Raw genomic sequence first — 16,598 nt, forward strand, 5'->3', positions numbered from 1 at the left:
AAGTCGATATCACCACGGAGAACGGTAGACGCCCTGCTTGCTGGCGTAGGGATCGGTATAGGTGGCTCTCGCGGCGCCTTCGGGCGTCAGACCGGCGGCCGCATTCGGACGTCCCGGCTGGGCGGCTACCCGCACCTGGCCGTTGGCCGCAGCCGGCGCTTTGCCCTTGACCTTGCCTTTGCCCACCGCCGGCTGCGCAGCCTGGTCACCGCCCAACACCGTCATGCGTTGCGAGTCGAGCAGCGCCGCGCGTTGGGCGTCGTTCGTATTGCCTTGCGCGCCGTCGGTGCTGTATGGGTTCGGGGAGCCGAGCAACGCCTGCTCGCTACTGCGATGGGCGGCGCGCCGGTTGGCCGGAAGCTGTGCATTGAGACCGTAGCCGTTGGCCGCCGTCGCGGCGGGCGGGAGGGCGGCCGCCGCGGCATTGGGCCCGGCGTTCTGCGCGAACGCCGGCATCGCGCACGATGCGATCGCGAGAAGCGTCCACGTAGCAGTGTGTCGAAGCGAGGTGATCATCTGATTCCCCAAGGAGATGCTGTCGGGATAAAGCTATCGTGCGCCAACCAGTACGCGTGTAGCCGCCAAAACGCTTGCCTGCACAGCCACCGTGTGAAGTCGGGCCAGGCGCCGCAACATAATGTAAGAGGTTTGCCTGGCATGCCTGCCTATGTTTACCACTGTTCGTGGTTCGGAGAAAGCTGATGGGTAACGTAGCCGACGATCCTCACATCGGGCGCGTGCCGCAAGTCGAGGGCGTGCGCGAGAACGGCCGCGTCATCGATCTGTCGCAGGCCGGAAAAGGCAACTATCAGGCGAAGCGCGGCGCGCTGATCGAGCTCGTCTGGTTTGTGCTGGAAGCCTGTGTGATCAACAACAAACTACTGCCGTTCTCCGGTGTGCGTGTTGCGTTGCTGCGTCTCTTCGGCGCGAAGATCGGTACAGGTTGCCGGTTCGTGCATCCGCTGCGCGTGAAGGCGCCGTGGAATCTCGAGGTGGGCGACAACAGCTGGTTCGGCGTCGATGTGTGGATCTATAACCAGACGCTGATTCGCATCGGCTCGAACGTGTGCATTTCTCAGGGCACGTTCCTCACCGCGGGCTCGCACGACATGAGCACCACGATGGATTTGCACGTCGCGCCGATCATCATCGAGGACGGCGTCTGGATCACTTCGAAGTGCGTGGTGCAAATGGGCGTGACGATCGGCCGTTCGGCGGTCGTGACACCTTTGTCGGTCGTGCATCGTTCGCTGGAAGCGGAGGGCGTGTACGGCGGCAATCCGTGCCGTTTTATCAGGAAACGGTTCGATTCCGTGACCTGAACCACAGACGTAGAACCACAGCGTTTGTACGCTGGGGAGGCCGAGGTCGTTTTGCCGGAATGTCGGCCGTCGCAATGGGATTGCCGCGCTGCGTGATGCGCGGCGTTCGCGGCGGCACCCATGCAAGTTCCGGCCGCGACGTCTGCGTGGCCTGGTTGCCAGCTCCGCCTGGCGAACCGTGCCGCGCTCAGGAAATGCGTGAAGCAGATGGGGAGTAGCGGATGTTCATCGATACGCGTACTGTTGAACAAAACACCGTCGTTGAGACGACGGTTTGCATCATCGGCGGAGGCGTCGCGGGGATTACGCTCGCGCTCGAAATGTCGAGGGCGGGTATCGACGCCTGCATGCTCGAAAGTGGTGGTTTTGGACCTGACGACGCAACCCGCGACCTCTATCGCGGCGAGAACATCGGGCTTCCCTACACGTTTGCGGACGGCTCGCGCAGCCGCTATTTCGGCGGCAGCAGCAACTGCTGGGGCGGCTGGTGCCGCCCGCTCGATCCCTGGGACTTCGAAAAGCGCGACTGGATCCCGCACAGCGGCTGGCCGTTCGGCCTCGACGAACTGGCGCCTTACTATGCGCGCACGCATGAACTGCTGAAGCTCGGCCCGCAGAATTTCGACCCCGCCTACTGGGAGCGCGAGATCGGGCGTCAGGACGTGCGCCGTCTGCCGCTCGCCACCGGTGGCATGCGCGATACCGTTGCGCAGTTCAGCCCGCCGGTTCGCTTTGGCAAGGTGTATCGCGAGGAACTGTCGCACTCGACGCGGGTCCGCGTGTTCCTCCATGCGAACGTGCTCAGTATCGACGCCGACGCGCAGGGCACGACGATTTCCAAACTGAAGGTGGGCACCATCAGCGGCCGCGCGATATCGGTGACCGCGAGAATTTTCGTGCTGGCCACGGGCGGCATCGAGAACGCGCGCCTGCTGCTGGCGTCGAACAACGTGCAGGCCGCCGGGCTCGGCAATGCCAACGATCTGGTCGGCCGCTACTTCATGGATCATCCGCGGATGATGTCGGGCAAGGTGCGCTTCCGTCCGGGCATCGCGCGCAACAAGCTGTACGACATCAAGTACCACTACCAGAATGTGGCGGTGTCGGCGCACGGCACGAAGATCTCGTCCCAGTTCGCGCCGAAGCAGGAGTGGATGGAACGCGAGAGGCTGCTCAATTCACGCGTGTGGCTCTACTCGAAATGGTACGGCGAGGGTAGCGCGGGTTCCGAGGCATTGATCCGCTTCAAGGAAGCGCTGATGGGCAAGGACCAGCCGGGCCGCAGCGTGAAACGCGACATCGAGACCATGATCGCGCACCCGCTGCATACCGTCGGTTTCGGTTTGACGCGGCTGTTGCAATGGCCCGCGTTGATCACCGACGTGACGCTGCAGGCCATCGTCGAAGCGGTGCCCAATCCGGATAGCCGAGTGACCTTGTCGGCCGACAAGCGCGACCACTTCGGCATGCCGCGCGTGCGGGTGGAGTGGCGCCTCGGCGAACAGGTGCAGCGCACTTTCGATAGGACGTTCCAGTTGCTCGCGCAGGAATTGCAGATGGCGAACGTCGCGGACGTCACGCTCGATGACCCGCTCGAAGGCCGGACGTGGCCGGCGAAGCTCGAAGGCACGTGGCACCACATGGGCACCACGCGCATGCACGATTCGCCGCGCGAGGGCGTGGTCGATCGCGATTGCAAGGTGCACGGGATCAGCAATCTGTACATTGGCGGCAGCTCGGTGTTTCCGACTGTCGGCGCCAATTTCCCGACCATCACGATTGCGGCGCTGTCGCTGCGTCTCGCTGGCCATCTGATGCGGCAACTCGATGTGCCGGACGCCGTCGGCAATACGCGAGCCGAAGCGGCGAACAGCGCCACCATGTCGCTTCAGACGCCGCCTCAGGTCGACACGTTGCCGATCGCGGCCTCGACTTTGACGCCGTTGATGAAAGAGCAGTGAACGTGTGATCAGGACAAGCGAAGATGGCGCGCCTGGTGCGCGCCATCTTCGCTTGGGTTGTCGGCTTGGGAGGCTGCCGCCTGGTGACAGGCGGCGCGCGTCAGCGGCTTGGCTGGGTCGCTTCGCGCAGTGTGGTGAGCGTGTTGTCGTTGTTACGCGCGTTGTCGTGGCCGCCCCTGGTTTCGAGCAGAGCGGTTAGCGCGCTGACCATGGTCTCGACACGGAAGCGCGCGTTGAAGGTCTCGGCCGCCTGCGCGCGCATCGTCGCGCGAGCCGCGTCGTCCAGTTCGAGCCAGCGCACCAGATTCTTTTCCGTACCGTCGACGGTATCCGCGGCCACCATCCCCGCGCCGTCCGCTTCGATTTCGCGCCACACGTTGACTTTATCGGAGATCAGCGCCGGCAATCCGCAGCCGAGCGCCTCGGCCACCGCCACGCCAAAATTCTCCTGATGCGACGGCAGAACGAACACGTCGCTCGCATGAAAAGCGCCCCACTTGAGTTGGCCCTGGAGCATGCCCGGCAGACTCACGCGATGCGCGATGCCGGCCGCCTGCGCCTGGGTGCGCAGCGTCGATGCCCAGCCGGTTTCGTCCGGACCGGCGATCACGAGGTGCAGCGTCTGATCGCGGCTGGCAATGCGTGCGAATGCGTCGATCAGCAGATCGCAGCCTTTCTTCGCATGGACGCGGCCGAGAAACAGCACGATGCGTTTGCCGCGCAGGCTAGGTATGGCTTGCAGGAACGCTTCGCGCAGCGGCGCTGCTTCGAGTTGCGGCACTGTGGTGCCGAACGGCACGATCCGTTCATGCGCGCGGTACAGCCAGAACGACTTGCGTGCGCGCGTGCGTTCTTCCTCGGTCGTGAAGATGACGGCGCGTGCGTCGCGCAACACGCGATATTCGGCCCACGGCCAATACAGCCATTTCTTCAGATGCTTGAGCGGGTAGGCCTCCTTGAACCACGGGTCCAGCATGCCGTGCACATACACGTAGTACGGCACCTCGCTCTTGTGCAGCGCCTTCCATGCCGCGAAGCCGTGGTATTGCCACAAGCCGTGCACGATCACCGCGTCGAAGCGCTTCGCGTTGGCGGCGAGCCACGGTGCGAGGCGTTCGCTGAAGCTGTAACGGCCTTTGGTCGGGCCGAACACGTGGATCGGAAAGGGGAAGGACGCCAGGTAGGCGTCGCGGGGGGCATCGCAGGTCGCCACTTCGATCTCGTGTCCGGCGTCGCGCATCGCCAGGCCGCTGCGGCGAACGCCTTCAACGGGACCGCCGGCGCGTGGGTCGACGCTTGCAAGCAGGTGGAGAATTTTCATCGGACGATATTCGGTCGGTTGGAGCGATGCCTGGGCGGCGTATGCGGGACGAGGGCGCCGAACTGGCCGCCTTCGGACGCGGAACTGGCTGTGCGCGACACGCCGAGCGTGGACGGGAGGTCGGCGCGGCCCATGCCCGGCTGGATCCGGCCGGGCAACTCCGGCATCGCTTCCGGGCGGACAGACGGCGGCCTACGGAAGCGCCGTGCGCGCGCCGGCAGCGCGCGCTGCAAACGCGCGTGGGTGGCGATCATCAAGCCGAGCGCGACGCCGAATATCAGCCCCGAAAAACGCGGCCCGAGTGGATTGCCGCCGATCGACGTGGCCGGCAATGCGGCAAACAGCATGATGGCGCGCCCCAGCACCGGCAGCATGGGCGCGTCGGGCACCACGGAGCGCCAGTAGCGATACGAGAGGAAGCAGATCGCCAGGGCGGCGAGCGTGGCCAACGGCATGCCGATGCCGAACAGCAGGCCGCCCGCGAAGAACTGATAGACCCAGAAGTTGTGGCCCGCAGCCCATTCGTTGATCGCGTAGAAGTCCTTCTCGCTGATCTGGCCGGCGAGGTCCGGCAGATAGACCGGCGAGTAGCGGTAGTAGTGGCCGTAGCCTTCGCCGAACAACAAGGTTGTCGGCTCAGCGGTCACCTGATCGTACTGGTCGCGCATTTCCGCGAGACGCGTGACCGTGGTCGGATCCTTGCCGGAGCGGGTTTCCTCGGAGAAGAAGATGCGCTGCGTCCAGTGCTCGGCGACGGTCGGGAAAGTCAGGGCCGCGATACCGGCCATGCCGGCGAGCACGGCGCCGATGATCATGGTGCGGCTCATCGCGCGCCAGATATGGCGGATCGACGGCGCGCTCAGCCCCATTGCAATCAGGAACAGCAGCACCGTGCCGACCATCACGCTGCGGGTCACGCTCAGCAATTCGATGATGACGCTCAGGGCGAAAATCGATACGGTAAAAATCGAAAAGCGCTTGGCCACGACGAATTCGTGCAGCAACACGCCTTGCAAACCCAGCAACGTCACGGAGAGGATACGGAAGCGCACGTCGTCGAGATCGCCGCCTGTCGCCATCCCGTAGACCAGGGTGAACACGAGGCTGATGACGTTGGCGACGAACAGGGCTTTCTCGAACTGGGCGATGCGGAACTCGCTCCACGGACGGCACGCCACGAGATAACCCAGCATGAAGAGGATGAACGGCAGCAACACCCGCAGATAGTTGCCGGTGTCGTTATCCTGAACCAGTTGCGCAACGATGCTGCCGAACACGCACAGGATCATGCTCCACGTGACGATCGAGCGCAGCCGCGAGCGCTCGTGAAAGCGCGGCGCGACGAGAAGGAGGGCAATCCCTGCGGCGATCGCCGGCAGGACGAAGATGAACTGCGCGAAGTGACCCGTATTCGCGTCGGTCGCCTTATAGTCGAACGCAAGCGGCAGCAGAAAAAACCATATCCAGGGCGTTGCATACTGATGGCGCATTACCGATTTCCTCCCCGTCGCCGTAGATTCGCCGCCGGTCTATAGCGGACGGTCTTGCATCGGGTTATTTTGAAGGAATCGCCACGTCTGTTAGTTGGCTGGACCGCATTCGTCGAACATTGCCTGGGTTCTGGCGTCAGCGGAAAGCGTAAGCTCTGCAAGAGGCGCGCACACTTGCGTAGGTTGTCGGTCAATGCCTTGAAGTTGGCGCGCACACACGCTTGCCGACACCGAATATGCAAAAAGGGCCGCGTGCCTTGCGAGAGAGACGACGGCAATATTGCATGGGACCAGAATAAGCGCAAAGCGCCAACTCTGGTCGACAGGAGCGAACAGCATGAAGTTATTCGGCGGGGCGGGACCCGCAAGAGCCGGACGGGCGATTGAGCTCGACTTCGTCCGCGGCATCGCGATCATCATGGTGATGGGCTTTCACTTTCATGCTGTTCATACCGGCAATTACCTCATCCAGATTATTGAGTATCCGCTGAAGAGTTTCGGCCGCGAAGGCGTGAATCTGTTCTTCACGTTGAGCGGCTTTCTGGTGGGCGGCCTGCTGCTTCGACAGTACGCCGAAACTGGCCATGTCGATGCCCGGCGCTTTATCATCCGGCGGATTTTCCGCATCTGGCCCGCGTATTACGTGCTGATCGCCTTCCATGTGCTGGCCGGACGCCACCCGTGGAATACCTTCCTGGTCCAGAACCTGACGCACTTGCAGAACTATCTGGGCACGTCGATTACGCAGACCTGGAGTCTGGCGGTCGAAGAACATTTTTATCTGGTGCTGCCGGCGCTTCTGCTGATGTTCTCGCGCTGGCGTCTTGGCGCGTGGACGATCGTCAGCGTACTCACCGGCATCTGCGCGGTGGTGCTCACAGCGCGCTGCTTCGCGGTGGCGGGCGGCAATCTCGACGGGGCCTTTGCGTACACGCAATACCGCATCGACAGCCTGCTGGTGGGCGTGATTCTTTCCGCGATCTACTGGATGAAACCCGGCGTCTATCATCAACTCGCGAAGCGCAAGTGGCTGCTGATCTTCAGCGTCGTCCTGCTCTGCGCGTGGCTCGCATTCGCCACCAAGAACCTCGCACTGGACGAAAGCATCGGCTACACGATCCAGGCGCTCGGATTCGCCGCGCTGATCGTGCTGGTGCTCGAATACTCCGGATCGTTGCGTACGTCGTGGATCTATCGCGGCATCGCCTGGATCGGCCTTTATTCGTACGGTATTTACTTGTGGCATTCGCTCGCGCTCGCGCCCGGCGACATGCTGATTCGGAAAGCGACCGCGCTGGGTCTCGCGCCGAGCCTTATCTGGGTCGTCGCGCTCGCGGCGCAGTTTGCGATCGCGATTGCGATCGGCTATGTGACCACGCGTGCCATCGAGTATCCGTTCCTGCTGATGCGCAATGCGCTGTTCCCCGAAAAGCGCAACAGTTCAGTGCGCGAGGAAGTGCCCGCCGCTGCTGCGGGTGGCCAGTTGTCCTGAGCATGCAAGCATGCGCGGCCGGCGGTTCGCCGGTTACTCGCGTATCCGGCCATAAACCGACGCCACATGTGACGAGGCGTCCATCGCACTGATGGACGCCTCGTATTTTTTGAAGAGCCGGCTGCGGAATCAGGCCATCTGCTGCAGCAAGGTCTGCTTGAATTGCCCCAGCGTATGCCGTGACAACAGGTCTTCACGCGCGGACGGCGTGGCTTGAGGCGCATGCGGCCACGAGGTCATGGTCTCGGTGATCGCACGGCCGATCGACGCGGAACTCAGGTCGCTCAGAATCGGCCCCAATTCGCAGCGCCGGCTGAACCAGCCGATCAAACCGTCTTCCGTTGCAATCACGGGCTTGCCGAAACGGTACGCTTGCACCAGCACGCCGCTCATGCCGTAGTGCCCCTTATAGCCGAGCCAGACCGCGTCGCACGCGGAGAACAGATCGCGCTCCATATCGTTGGAAATGAAGGCGTCGAGCACCAGCGGCGCGGGATTGAGGCTGCGCACATGGTTGCGCATGAAATGACGCGTGCCCGCATCCTGCTCGCCGGCGACGATCAGCGTGGGCGCATGCTCGAGACGCGTCAGCGCGTGCACCAGCTCGTAGATGCCCTTGCGTTCCGTGATCGCGCCGTACACCAGCAGATAGCGCTGCTCGGGATCGAGCCCCAGACGCTGGCGGGCCAGCACGGGATTTTCCGCGTGTTCATCGGGAAACGGGTCGGCCACGTACGCGATCGCCGCGCTGTGCTTCGATGCGCTGCGCGCCGACCATTCCGGCAAGGTCGGATCGATCGTCAGCAGCGTGCGCAGGCCGGTGGTCCGGATCGCGCGCTTGAAGAGCAGCGCCTTGATCGCATTGACGACCGGACGATCGGGAGCCTTGATGCCGACCTTGTGATGATGAAACGTCGAGCGCATCGTGATGCCGATCCATGGCGTCTTGCCGAAAGGCGAGCCGAGGAACGGCAGCGAATAGAAAAAGTAATCGACATACGGTACGACCACGAGGCGGATCGACTGCATGCGGGTGATGATGGAGTGCACGCGCTTGAAATAGCGGTGAAAGCGCCAGTATTCGTTGGGGTCGGGCAGGCGGTTGCGGGGTTGCTCCTCCGGATCGACGAAAGCGATCTGCTGGTCCGGGCAGTTGGCGGCGCTGATCTGTCTCGCGAGCCGGTGGTCTTCGTTGGCGCACTCGGTCACGAGCATGCACGGATAGCCGGCTTCCGCGCAGGCCTGCATGGTCCACTCGACGTATCGCCAGCGGTGGCCGGTGAGATTCGGTTCCACGATCAGGACGTAGTCTTGTTCCATTGCGTCGGTAGCCATTTGCGTTGCGGAAATAAGTACCCGAGCGCCGCTTCTCGCATGGCGCTAGCTGAACAACGTTAGCATCGCCGGAATCGGTGTAACTACTAATTTGTCCGGCTTTGTGGTTCAGCGTACTAGGGGGCGTCGGCTTAGGCCGAACCGGCCTAGCTGATGGCGGTTGTAGGCGATTGTCTCGCGGTATGGTCGTGCATACAGTTCGATGAAAAAACCTCGCCAGCTTGCTGGTGCAACCTAACAGATTATGCGCCGGCGGCGTTCGCAGAGAGATGTTTGAAATCGCTCCGCGCGGCCGATTCCACGGCGCTCCGATTCGACGGAGAGACAGCTTGCGGGCGATCAGGCTTCCGGCGTTCTCGGTGGCGGGCAGCTTCGGCGCGAGTGCGGCGACGTGGGTCCTGCTACAGCAGTTCGTCGTGCGTGGACTTGTAGCGATCAAATTTCTTGCGATTGGCCGGATGCTCGGGCCCGCGGCGATCGGTAGCGTGAGCGTGGCTCTGCTCGCGGTGGCGATTGCCGAAGCGTTGTCCGATACCGGCCTCGCGCAAGCGGTCATTCAAGGCGAACATCCGCCTTCGCGCTCGCAGCTCGGCGCGGTGTGGACGACATTGACGGCGCGAGGCGTGCTCATCTCGCTGCTGCTGGTTGCGCTCGCCCCGTTGCTAAGCAGCCAGTTCCATCTCAACGGTTCGCTGATCCTCATCCAGCTCGCTGCGCTGCTGCCGTTGCTGCGCGGTCTGGCGTCGCCCGCTTATTACGTGGTGCAGCGCGAGCGGCGCTTCCAGCACATCGCGGGCGTGGAGGTGGCGGCGTCGTTCGTCGATTGCGCGGCCGGACTCGCGCTCGCGTATTTCGGCGCCGGCGCATCCTCGGTGCTGATCGGTCTCGTGGCCGGCGAAAGCCTGAAAAGCACGCTGACCTGGGCGACCATGAAACCGCGTCCGCCGATCCGCGCCGTGTGGTCGGGGATCGGCCACTATGTCGGGTTCAGCCGCTGGATCTGGGCCAGCAGCGTGATCAATCTGCTGCTCAATCAGTTCGACAAGGTCGTGGTCGGCAAGCTGCTCGGGCCGGCGCAACTGGGCAGCTATCAGATGTCGTCGCGGCTCGCGCAGATGCTGCTCGCCGACGCCGCGATCGCTATGTCGCAATACCTCTTTCCGACCTTCGCGGCGCATCATCGCCGCAGTCCGCAGTCGGCGTCGCGCGTCATCAAGATCTATCTGCTGGTGATCGCGATCGGACTCGCGGCTTTCGTCGCGGTGCTGAGGCTGATCGCCGAGCCGCTCTTCTCGTTGATTCTCGGCGCGGCATGGCTGCCGGCGGTGCCGCTCTTCAGGATCCTCGTGATCAATATGGCGATCGGCGCGTTGATCGCCGTGCTCGTGGCCTATCTGCGCGCGGTGGGCGACGCGAAGGCGACCGTGCATGCGTCGGCGATTCAGGTCGTGGTGCTGCTGTTGAGCGCGCCGCCCGCCGTGCACTATTGGGGCGTGACAGGCATTGCCTGGTCCATGACGCTCGGCCTTGGCTGCGCCGCCGCGTGGATGCTATTCAGGACGTTGACGGCAAGGACGCCGTGATGCGCGTCTTTCATCTGGTCCTTGCGCCGCGTCTGTCAGGAGCTGAAGTCCTGGCCAAGGACCTCGCGCTCGATCAGTGTGCCGAGGGCATGGCGGTGTGCGTGACTTCGCTGTTGCCGGCGCATGCCGATTTCGCGCCCTTGCAGAACGACCTGGAAAGCCACGGCGTGCAATGCTTCTTTCCAGAGCGGCGGCATCGTTCGTTCATCAAGCTGTGCCATCTGTTCGGCGCGGTGCGGCGTTTTCATCCGGATGTGATCTTTGCACACGCGACCATTCCGTCGTTTTACGCGCGCGCGTTGCCGCTGCGTGTGCCGGTGGTCTACGTCATGCATTCCGCGACCAACGACTTCGAGCGCCCGCTGTTCAGGCGCATCGAACATGTTCTGTCGGGACGCGCCCGGATGGTGATCGGCGTGTCGGAGCAGGGCGTGACGGACTACGTGCAGGCCATCGGGCCGCATCCTTCGATGACCGTCGTGCCGAACGGCGTGGATCTGGCACGCTTCGCGTTCACCGACGGCGGGGAACGCAACGGTCGCGCGCCGCAGGTGGTGCAGATCGGCCGGTACGCGGCAGTGAAAAATCAGCTGCTGACGGTGCGGGCTTTCAGCGAAGTACTCAAGCACGAGAAAGACGCGCGGCTCGTGTTGTACGGCGTGATCGAAGACCCCGACTACTGGCGCGCGGTCATCGCGCTGGCGAAAAAGCTGGGCATCGCGGAGCGTGTCGCGGTGGCGGGCCCGCGCACCGATGTCGCCACCGTGCTGTCGGAGTCGAACGTGTTCGTCATGCCGTCGCAATCCGAGGCGCACAGCGTGGCGTTTCTCGAGGCGCTGGCTTCCGGCGTGCCGATCGTGGCGAGCAAGATTCCGGCTTTCGCTTTCGCGAGCGGATTTCCCGGCGTCCAATTGGTCGATACCGGCAATGTGCAGTGCTATGCCGAGGCGGTGATCGCTGCGCTGGGGCAGGCGCGGGCGGAACGCTCGCTGGTCGGCTTGACCCTCAGGGATACCGCTGACCGCTATCGCGCGATCGCGCGTCAGGTGAGTCTGGCCGTGTCGGCCCGCTAGGGCGCAGGGCGCGCCTGTTCCTGTTGTCAATCGGTCCATGGCCCGCTCTGAGCGGACGCTGGCATCAATGATGGTTGGCCACGTCGCGCGTGTCGGGCACCGACTCGGGTGCGGGCTCCACGGGCGGCGGAATCTGAAGTTCCGTTTCGCGCTGTGCAAGCGTCACGAGACGCTGTGCCTCCTTGCTGCTCGAATCGATCTGCAGTGCCGTGCCTGCGTTGTGCGAGACGCAGGTCCATCGAGAGATATATCCGCAGCCTCGTGCGAGGCTCAGTAGCGCGTCGCGCTGCTGTTCGCGTGTGCTCAGCGTCGAGCGCATGTTCAACGCGTCGCGATTGTCCGGTTGCGCGGCGATGGCCGCCGCAAGGCGCGCTCTGGTCGCCGACAGATTGTTCTGCTGCAGATTGGCCCGCGCGGCTCTGAGATGCCGCGACACGTCGGCGCGCGGTTGCTCCGACGGGTTGCCGGACTGGCCGCCTGGATCGCGCTTCGCCTCGGGTCCAACGGATGCGACACGGCGCGAAAGCGGCGGCGAAGCGGCCGGTGGCGGAATCGGCGGCGAACGCACGGGTGCGGACCGCACGGCGGCGACGGTCGTGGCGCGTTGTGCGGCGACGGTGGCCGCAGGCTTTTGTGCGGCGGCAGGGGGCGCGGCAGCGGGCTTCTGGGCGACGACGGTGGTGGGCTTCTGGGCGACGACGGTGGCGGGCTTCTGGGCGGCGACGGCAGCGGGCTTCTGGGTGACGACGGTGGCGGGCTTCTGAGCGACGACGGCGGCGGGCTTCTGGGCGGCGACGGCGGCAGGCTTCTGGGCGGCGACAATCGCGGGCTTTTGCGGGGCGGCAGGCGCGGGCCGCTGCGCGACGGTGGCCGCGGGCTTCTGCGGAATGACGACGAGCGGCGCGACATTTTGCGTCTGCACCTTGCCGGACACCGCGATAGGCGTGCCGACATTCGAGTCGTTGCTATGGATGAAACCCAGGTACACCGCAGAGGTCACCACCAGCACCGACGCGCCCAGTACGAGGGGCTGGCGCAGTCGCTGATAGGCGGACACGGCGACCTCGGGCTCCTCAACGAACTTGTAGGGATTGACCAGTGCGCGCGAGGACGGATTCCAGATCTTGCGTGCCGGCAGACGGCTGTCGACGAGCGGCTGCGAGTCGTCCAATGGACCGTTCAGCGGGACTTTGAGCGAGGGAGGCGGCGCCGGACGCGCGCCGAACGAATCGGCCGGACGCCGATGGCACGAAGGACAGGGCGTGAAGCGACCGGCTAGCGGGACACCGCAGTGCCCGCATCGGAAGGGATCGTGCTGATCGGAAGTAAAGTCGCTAAGCATCGCCGTGTCGCAAAGGGGCGTCGAATGCCGGCGCCACAATCAGAAAAAACAAGGCACCGTAACGAGGCTTGCAAGCAGGGTTACTGTGCGACGACGTAACCCCGCGCTTGCATGCACGCGCCATACGCGGCCCAATACTGTGTCATTGGCGGCTCGGGCGCCGGCAGAGGCGGCAGCTTCACGCTGGATGCCGCAGCCATCTGCGCCGCGCTCGCAGCGGCCGTTTCCGAGGCGCTGTTGTCCGCAGTCGTCGCCGATGCCGCCGTGGCGGCCGTAGTCGTGGTGGCCGCCGAAGTCGCGCTCGCCGCCATGGGCGCCGAAGCACCCTTAGCCGTCGCCGCCGTGGTCGCTACGGGCGCACTCGCGCCCGGCGCGGCGGCGGCCGGCATGCTCGCGCCGATCGGCGCGGACGAGAAGGTGCTGGACGGCAACGGCGGCCGCGACGGCACGCCGGTCGTCGAAGTCTTGGTGGCAGCCGGCTTGCGCGGTGGAATCTGCGACTCGTGGGCGATGTTGACCTTGGTCTGCTTGTTCGCCGCCGCATAGCACATCGCGGTATCGATGCTGCGCTGATAAGGGCTTTGACTTCGGATTGGATAAGTGAGCGGCTGCCATGCGAAAGCAGCACTGCTAAACACCAATAGCGTCAGTACGGTATATGTTTTGATTTGCATCGCAGTCGCTCCCGCAGCGATGTTTCGCCTTTCGTAGGCAATGGCGCTTCGCGGTGTGTTCTATGGCTGCTAATTTTGCCGCTGGACGGCGGCTCACTACCGCGAAGGCTGCTTTAGTGAGCGTAACACCGTGTATTGTCAACGCAATACACTGGTATAGCGCGCGAAACCGCCATCCTGCAGTCGAATCAAGACAGATCGGCGTGAAATGGCGGAAAACGTAGGGAGTATCCCCAGGCGATGCGGCCGTCCCCGGGTTGATTGGGCGGGTGCGCCGCCGTGGACGGTGAGGAGTCGGACATGAGGAAATGGCAGTACTGCTATCGAATGCTGTTGGCGGTGGCATCCGTGTTGTTGCTGTCGGTGGCGTGGCCGCTGCCGGGCGTGGCAAACGAGGAAACCGCGAACGCCAATGCGCAAGCTGCGGGTGAGCGGGCTCGTTTCGCCCAGACATACTGCGGGACCTCGCCCGAGCGCATCGGCGCGTATAAGGAGCGCTTGCGCAAGGTGCTGCATGACGCCAGCAACTTCGACCTGCAATGGCAGACCGGCTGGCGCCGCGGCGAGAAGGACGGCATTCAGATGAACGCCCTGCGGTTGCACGATCCGCAGGAGTTCGCGTCGCGAGTCAAGGCTGATTGTGCACGGCTCAAGTGGATGGCGCAGAACGCCGTGCGGGCTCGTCCGCAGAAGTGAGGCGGTTATTTGCCCGCGCCGGCCTCTTCAACGCAACTCAGTACGAGTGTGCTGCCTGGCTCCGCGTTAGCGCTGAGCGCGGCGGTATGGAATTCGGTATCGGTGCAGAACCATTCGGCGCGGAAGTCCGTACGGCAGCGCACGGATGGCGTGCCCACAGGTGCCTCGCGCAGCACGTATCGGCAGGTCTGCAAACCGTCGCATTGGCGGGCGAGCTCTGCAGTCGCGTTGCCTCGTGATGCGCCGCAGTTCTTGCCATAGGTTCCCGACACGACCTTGATCTCGCGCGCTTCGGCGCTCCAGCTTGCCACCACGGCGAGCATGGCCAGGATCGGCCAGACACAGCGAAAGGTGCCGGCGAGGACGGTCGATTTGTATCGACGGCGCATGGGCGACTCTCTCCATCTGCCAACGGCGTATAAACACATATCAACCAGAAGTGGACGGCTGATTGTCCTCATCGGCTAGCCGATGCAGTACGTTGGCGACCACCCGGTCGCAATGCGCACCACCGAATTCGAAGACGTCGCGTTCGGCGAGATCGATCTCGTGCGCCAGCGATTCGCGCAGCAGGCTCTTGGCGCGGAAGTGCCGGCTGCGCACCGTCGCTTCGGGAATGCCGAGACATTGCGCGGTCTCCTCGACGCTCATTTCCTCGACTGAACGCAGCACGAACACAACGCGAAAGACTTCCGGCAGTTCGTCCAGCTTGCGCTCGAGCAATGTTCGCAGTTCGGCGCGCGCGGCCGCCTTCTCTGGGGAATCGGAATCTTGCGCGATCATGGCATCGATATCGACGTGAGTGTTGGCGTCCACCATCGGAATCACGTTCTGACGGCGAGCTTCCCGGCGCAGGCGTCCATAGCATTCGTTGAGCACCAGACGGGACAGCCAGGTGAGCAGCGTGGCATCGCCACGAAACCGGGCGATCGATCTGTAGGCTGACAGATACGCCGCCTGCAGCGCGTCTTCGGCTTCCGCCGCGTCACGCAGCGTGGCGCGCGCCAGACGATACAGGCGCCGGTTGTGCCGGCGCATCAGCAATTCGAACGCCGAGCGATCTCCCGCGACGATGCGGCGGACTGTCTCGCGTTCGTCGTCCGCGGCAAAGCTTGAATGTGCTTCAGCGACGTCCGTCATGACTGCCTCGCCAGGTTGCCTTCGCGCATTGTGCATCGGTCATTGCACGATCACTGTGCCATGCATCGTGGCGTGGAGGGTGCACAGATACGGATAGCTGCCGGTCTCCCGTGCCACATAAGTCCACGATGCATTCGGCGCGATTTCGCGTGAATCGAACGCTTTCGACGTGGCGCTCGCCGTATGGGGAAACAGATCCCGGTTGACCCACACCACGCGATCACCGCGGTGCACGGTGAGCACCGGCGGATCGAAACGCATCTGCTCGATCGCGATCAGATAGGTTTTCCCCGCAGCGTTGGAAACACCGGCCAATGACGTCGCAATGATCGCAACGATCGCAAGGAAAGCGCAGGTGTGGACTAAACCACTCGCACGTATCTCGCCACGGTGCTTCCCGGCCGCGCGAACGGTCGGATTACTCACCGCTCTTGCCCAGCGCCGCCTGCAAATGCCTCGCGTGCTCGAGATGCGCGACAAAGGCCGGCCGCACCTTGACGAGCAGCGCTTTCAGTTCCGCGTTCTGCGCGTCTGGAATCAACGTCTTGTCCAACGCGTCGAGAACGTTCTCGTGATAGGTGACCTCGTGGTCGATATACGCCCGGTCAAACGGCGCGCCTTTGAGCGACTTCAGATTGGCGAGGTTCGTATCGCCCCCTTGCTTGAGACTCTGGCTCGTCGGATTGTCTTCCGGTGTCACGCCCAGCTTGTGCACCAGGTCGGTGGCGGCCTTGTTGACGCCGCTATGATCGGTGACCATGCGTTGCGCGAACGCTTTGACATCCTTCGACTTCGTTTTCGATTCCGCGAGCTTGCCCGCGTCGATATCCACCTGATTCGCCGTCACGACGATGGCTGCGATCTGCGGATCGGTGGGAGCGGCGCTCTGCGCCCAGCATGGAAGGCCGGTAAACGTGAGTGCGCTGAACAGTGCTGCGCTAATCATCTTCATCTTGCGTCTCCTGAATCATGATGTCGAGTGCGGGTCGGTCCGCACGCGATGGGCGGCTGATTCGATCGTCAATATGGTGTTGGATGTCACGTGTGCGAGCCCCGTTCCCAGTTGCGGCTTGCGAGGTGCGTTTCGTCGGAACGGTTGCGAAATAGCCATGAAGAGCGCGATGTGGCTTCGCGCCGTCGGGACGATGGTGTTCGGGGAACGGGTGCTG

Annotated in this window: 16 protein-coding genes; 6 read left to right on the top strand and 10 right to left on the bottom strand. The window is 63.7% G+C overall.

Features of this window, described 5'->3' with window-relative positions:
* Window positions 1–9: 9 nt before the first annotated feature.
* Window positions 10–516, bottom strand: a complete 507-nt coding sequence (locus tag HF916_RS31035) for a hypothetical protein (protein WP_168792704.1) — start codon at window positions 514–516, stop codon at window positions 10–12.
* Between the two features lie 185 nt (window positions 517–701).
* Between HF916_RS31035 and HF916_RS31040 the strand changes: the two genes are divergently transcribed.
* On the top strand, window positions 702–1,322 hold the full coding sequence (locus HF916_RS31040) for a putative colanic acid biosynthesis acetyltransferase (RefSeq protein ID WP_168792705.1): 621 nt from the start codon (window positions 702–704) through the stop codon (window positions 1,320–1,322).
* A 221-nt stretch (window positions 1,323–1,543) separates the two neighbouring features.
* Complete coding sequence (locus HF916_RS31045) at window positions 1,544–3,283, top strand: FAD-dependent oxidoreductase (protein WP_168792706.1); 1,740 nt, start codon at window positions 1,544–1,546, stop codon at window positions 3,281–3,283.
* Between the two features lie 100 nt (window positions 3,284–3,383).
* Here HF916_RS31045 and HF916_RS31050 read toward each other — a convergent pair whose 3' ends face one another.
* Window positions 3,384–4,604 (bottom strand): glycosyltransferase, encoded by a 1,221-nt coding sequence (locus tag HF916_RS31050; RefSeq protein WP_168792707.1) that lies wholly within the window; start codon window positions 4,602–4,604, stop codon window positions 3,384–3,386.
* Complete coding sequence (locus HF916_RS31055) at window positions 4,601–6,094, bottom strand: hypothetical protein (RefSeq protein ID WP_168792708.1); 1,494 nt, start codon at window positions 6,092–6,094, stop codon at window positions 4,601–4,603. Before HF916_RS31055 ends, HF916_RS31050 begins: the two co-directional genes overlap by 4 nt.
* A gap of 337 nt (window positions 6,095–6,431) precedes the next feature.
* Here HF916_RS31055 and HF916_RS31060 point away from each other — a divergent pair, with 337 nt between their 5' ends.
* Window positions 6,432–7,586: an acyltransferase family protein gene (locus HF916_RS31060; RefSeq protein ID WP_168792709.1), complete on the top strand. Its 1,155-nt coding sequence runs from the start codon at window positions 6,432–6,434 to the stop codon at window positions 7,584–7,586.
* Window positions 7,587–7,715: 129 nt separating this feature from the next.
* Here the strand turns inward: HF916_RS31060 and HF916_RS31065 are convergent, their stop codons facing one another.
* A complete protein-coding gene (locus HF916_RS31065; protein WP_168792710.1) occupies window positions 7,716–8,921 on the bottom strand; it encodes a glycosyltransferase in 1,206 nt (401 codons plus the stop codon).
* A gap of 329 nt (window positions 8,922–9,250) precedes the next feature.
* On the opposite strand from HF916_RS31065, the gene HF916_RS31070 reads away from it, so the two are divergent.
* Window positions 9,251–10,504 carry an oligosaccharide flippase family protein gene (locus tag HF916_RS31070; protein ID WP_168792711.1) on the top strand — a complete coding sequence of 418 codons (1,254 nt, stop codon included), beginning with the start codon at window positions 9,251–9,253 and terminating at the stop codon, window positions 10,502–10,504.
* Window positions 10,504–11,577, top strand: a complete 1,074-nt coding sequence (locus tag HF916_RS31075) for a glycosyltransferase (RefSeq protein ID WP_168795707.1) — start codon at window positions 10,504–10,506, stop codon at window positions 11,575–11,577. The genes HF916_RS31070 and HF916_RS31075 overlap by 1 nt, the downstream gene beginning before the upstream one ends.
* A 64-nt stretch (window positions 11,578–11,641) precedes the next feature.
* On the opposite strand, the gene HF916_RS31080 is transcribed toward HF916_RS31075, so the two are convergent.
* Together HF916_RS31080 and HF916_RS51090 are read right to left on the bottom strand one after the other, a co-directional pair.
* A complete protein-coding gene (locus tag HF916_RS31080) occupies window positions 11,642–12,748 on the bottom strand; it encodes a hypothetical protein (RefSeq protein WP_240975762.1) in 1,107 nt (368 codons plus the stop codon).
* 251 nt (window positions 12,749–12,999) lie between these two features.
* Window positions 13,000–13,593: a hypothetical protein gene (locus tag HF916_RS51090; RefSeq protein WP_240975763.1), complete on the bottom strand. Its 594-nt coding sequence runs from the start codon at window positions 13,591–13,593 to the stop codon at window positions 13,000–13,002.
* Window positions 13,594–13,893: 300 nt separating this feature from the next.
* Here HF916_RS51090 and HF916_RS31090 point away from each other — a divergent pair, with 300 nt between their 5' ends.
* Window positions 13,894–14,289, top strand: coding sequence for a hypothetical protein (locus HF916_RS31090; RefSeq protein WP_168792714.1), 396 nt, complete (start codon window positions 13,894–13,896; stop codon window positions 14,287–14,289).
* A 5-nt stretch (window positions 14,290–14,294) separates the two neighbouring features.
* Here HF916_RS31090 and HF916_RS31095 read toward each other — a convergent pair whose 3' ends face one another.
* The 4 genes from HF916_RS31095 to HF916_RS31110 form a co-directional block, all read right to left on the bottom strand.
* Window positions 14,295–14,678, bottom strand: coding sequence for a hypothetical protein (locus HF916_RS31095; RefSeq protein ID WP_240975764.1), 384 nt, complete (start codon window positions 14,676–14,678; stop codon window positions 14,295–14,297).
* A 40-nt stretch (window positions 14,679–14,718) separates the two neighbouring features.
* Window positions 14,719–15,429, bottom strand: coding sequence for an RNA polymerase sigma factor (locus HF916_RS31100; protein ID WP_168792715.1), 711 nt, complete (start codon window positions 15,427–15,429; stop codon window positions 14,719–14,721).
* Between the two features lie 39 nt (window positions 15,430–15,468).
* Entirely contained in the window at window positions 15,469–15,744 is a 276-nt protein-coding gene (locus tag HF916_RS31105; RefSeq protein ID WP_346777744.1) for a cupredoxin domain-containing protein, read from the bottom strand.
* A 103-nt stretch (window positions 15,745–15,847) separates the two neighbouring features.
* Window positions 15,848–16,381 (bottom strand): DUF4142 domain-containing protein, encoded by a 534-nt coding sequence (locus HF916_RS31110; RefSeq protein WP_168792716.1) that lies wholly within the window; start codon window positions 16,379–16,381, stop codon window positions 15,848–15,850.
* Window positions 16,382–16,598 lie beyond the last annotated feature (217 nt).

Origin of the sequence: Paraburkholderia aromaticivorans (assembly GCF_012689525.1) — a bacterium.
GTDB classification, from domain to species: domain Bacteria; phylum Pseudomonadota; class Gammaproteobacteria; order Burkholderiales; family Burkholderiaceae; genus Paraburkholderia; species Paraburkholderia aromaticivorans_A.

What these genes read in the sequence shown, in the direction of transcription:
- HF916_RS31075 (WP_168795707.1), top strand. Translation starts at nt 10,504, where the DNA reads ATGCGCGTCTTTCATCTGGTCCTTGCGCCGCGTCTGTCAGGAGCTGAA.
- HF916_RS31055 (WP_168792708.1), bottom strand. Translation starts at nt 6,094, where the DNA reads ATGCGCCATCAGTATGCAACGCCCTGGATATGGTTTTTTCTGCTGCCG.
- HF916_RS31095 (WP_240975764.1), bottom strand. Translation starts at nt 14,678, where the DNA reads ATGCGCCGTCGATACAAATCGACCGTCCTCGCCGGCACCTTTCGCTGT.
- HF916_RS31065 (WP_168792710.1), bottom strand. Translation starts at nt 8,921, where the DNA reads ATGGCTACCGACGCAATGGAACAAGACTACGTCCTGATCGTGGAACCG.
- HF916_RS31050 (WP_168792707.1), bottom strand. Translation starts at nt 4,604, where the DNA reads ATGAAAATTCTCCACCTGCTTGCAAGCGTCGACCCACGCGCCGGCGGT.
- HF916_RS31035 (WP_168792704.1), bottom strand. Translation starts at nt 516, where the DNA reads ATGATCACCTCGCTTCGACACACTGCTACGTGGACGCTTCTCGCGATC.
- HF916_RS31110 (WP_168792716.1), bottom strand. Translation starts at nt 16,381, where the DNA reads ATGAAGATGATTAGCGCAGCACTGTTCAGCGCACTCACGTTTACCGGC.
- HF916_RS31100 (WP_168792715.1), bottom strand. Translation starts at nt 15,429, where the DNA reads ATGACGGACGTCGCTGAAGCACATTCAAGCTTTGCCGCGGACGACGAA.
- HF916_RS31045 (WP_168792706.1), top strand. Translation starts at nt 1,544, where the DNA reads ATGTTCATCGATACGCGTACTGTTGAACAAAACACCGTCGTTGAGACG.
- HF916_RS51090 (WP_240975763.1), bottom strand. Translation starts at nt 13,593, where the DNA reads ATGCAAATCAAAACATATACCGTACTGACGCTATTGGTGTTTAGCAGT.
- HF916_RS31040 (WP_168792705.1), top strand. Translation starts at nt 702, where the DNA reads ATGGGTAACGTAGCCGACGATCCTCACATCGGGCGCGTGCCGCAAGTC.
- HF916_RS31090 (WP_168792714.1), top strand. Translation starts at nt 13,894, where the DNA reads ATGAGGAAATGGCAGTACTGCTATCGAATGCTGTTGGCGGTGGCATCC.
- HF916_RS31060 (WP_168792709.1), top strand. Translation starts at nt 6,432, where the DNA reads ATGAAGTTATTCGGCGGGGCGGGACCCGCAAGAGCCGGACGGGCGATT.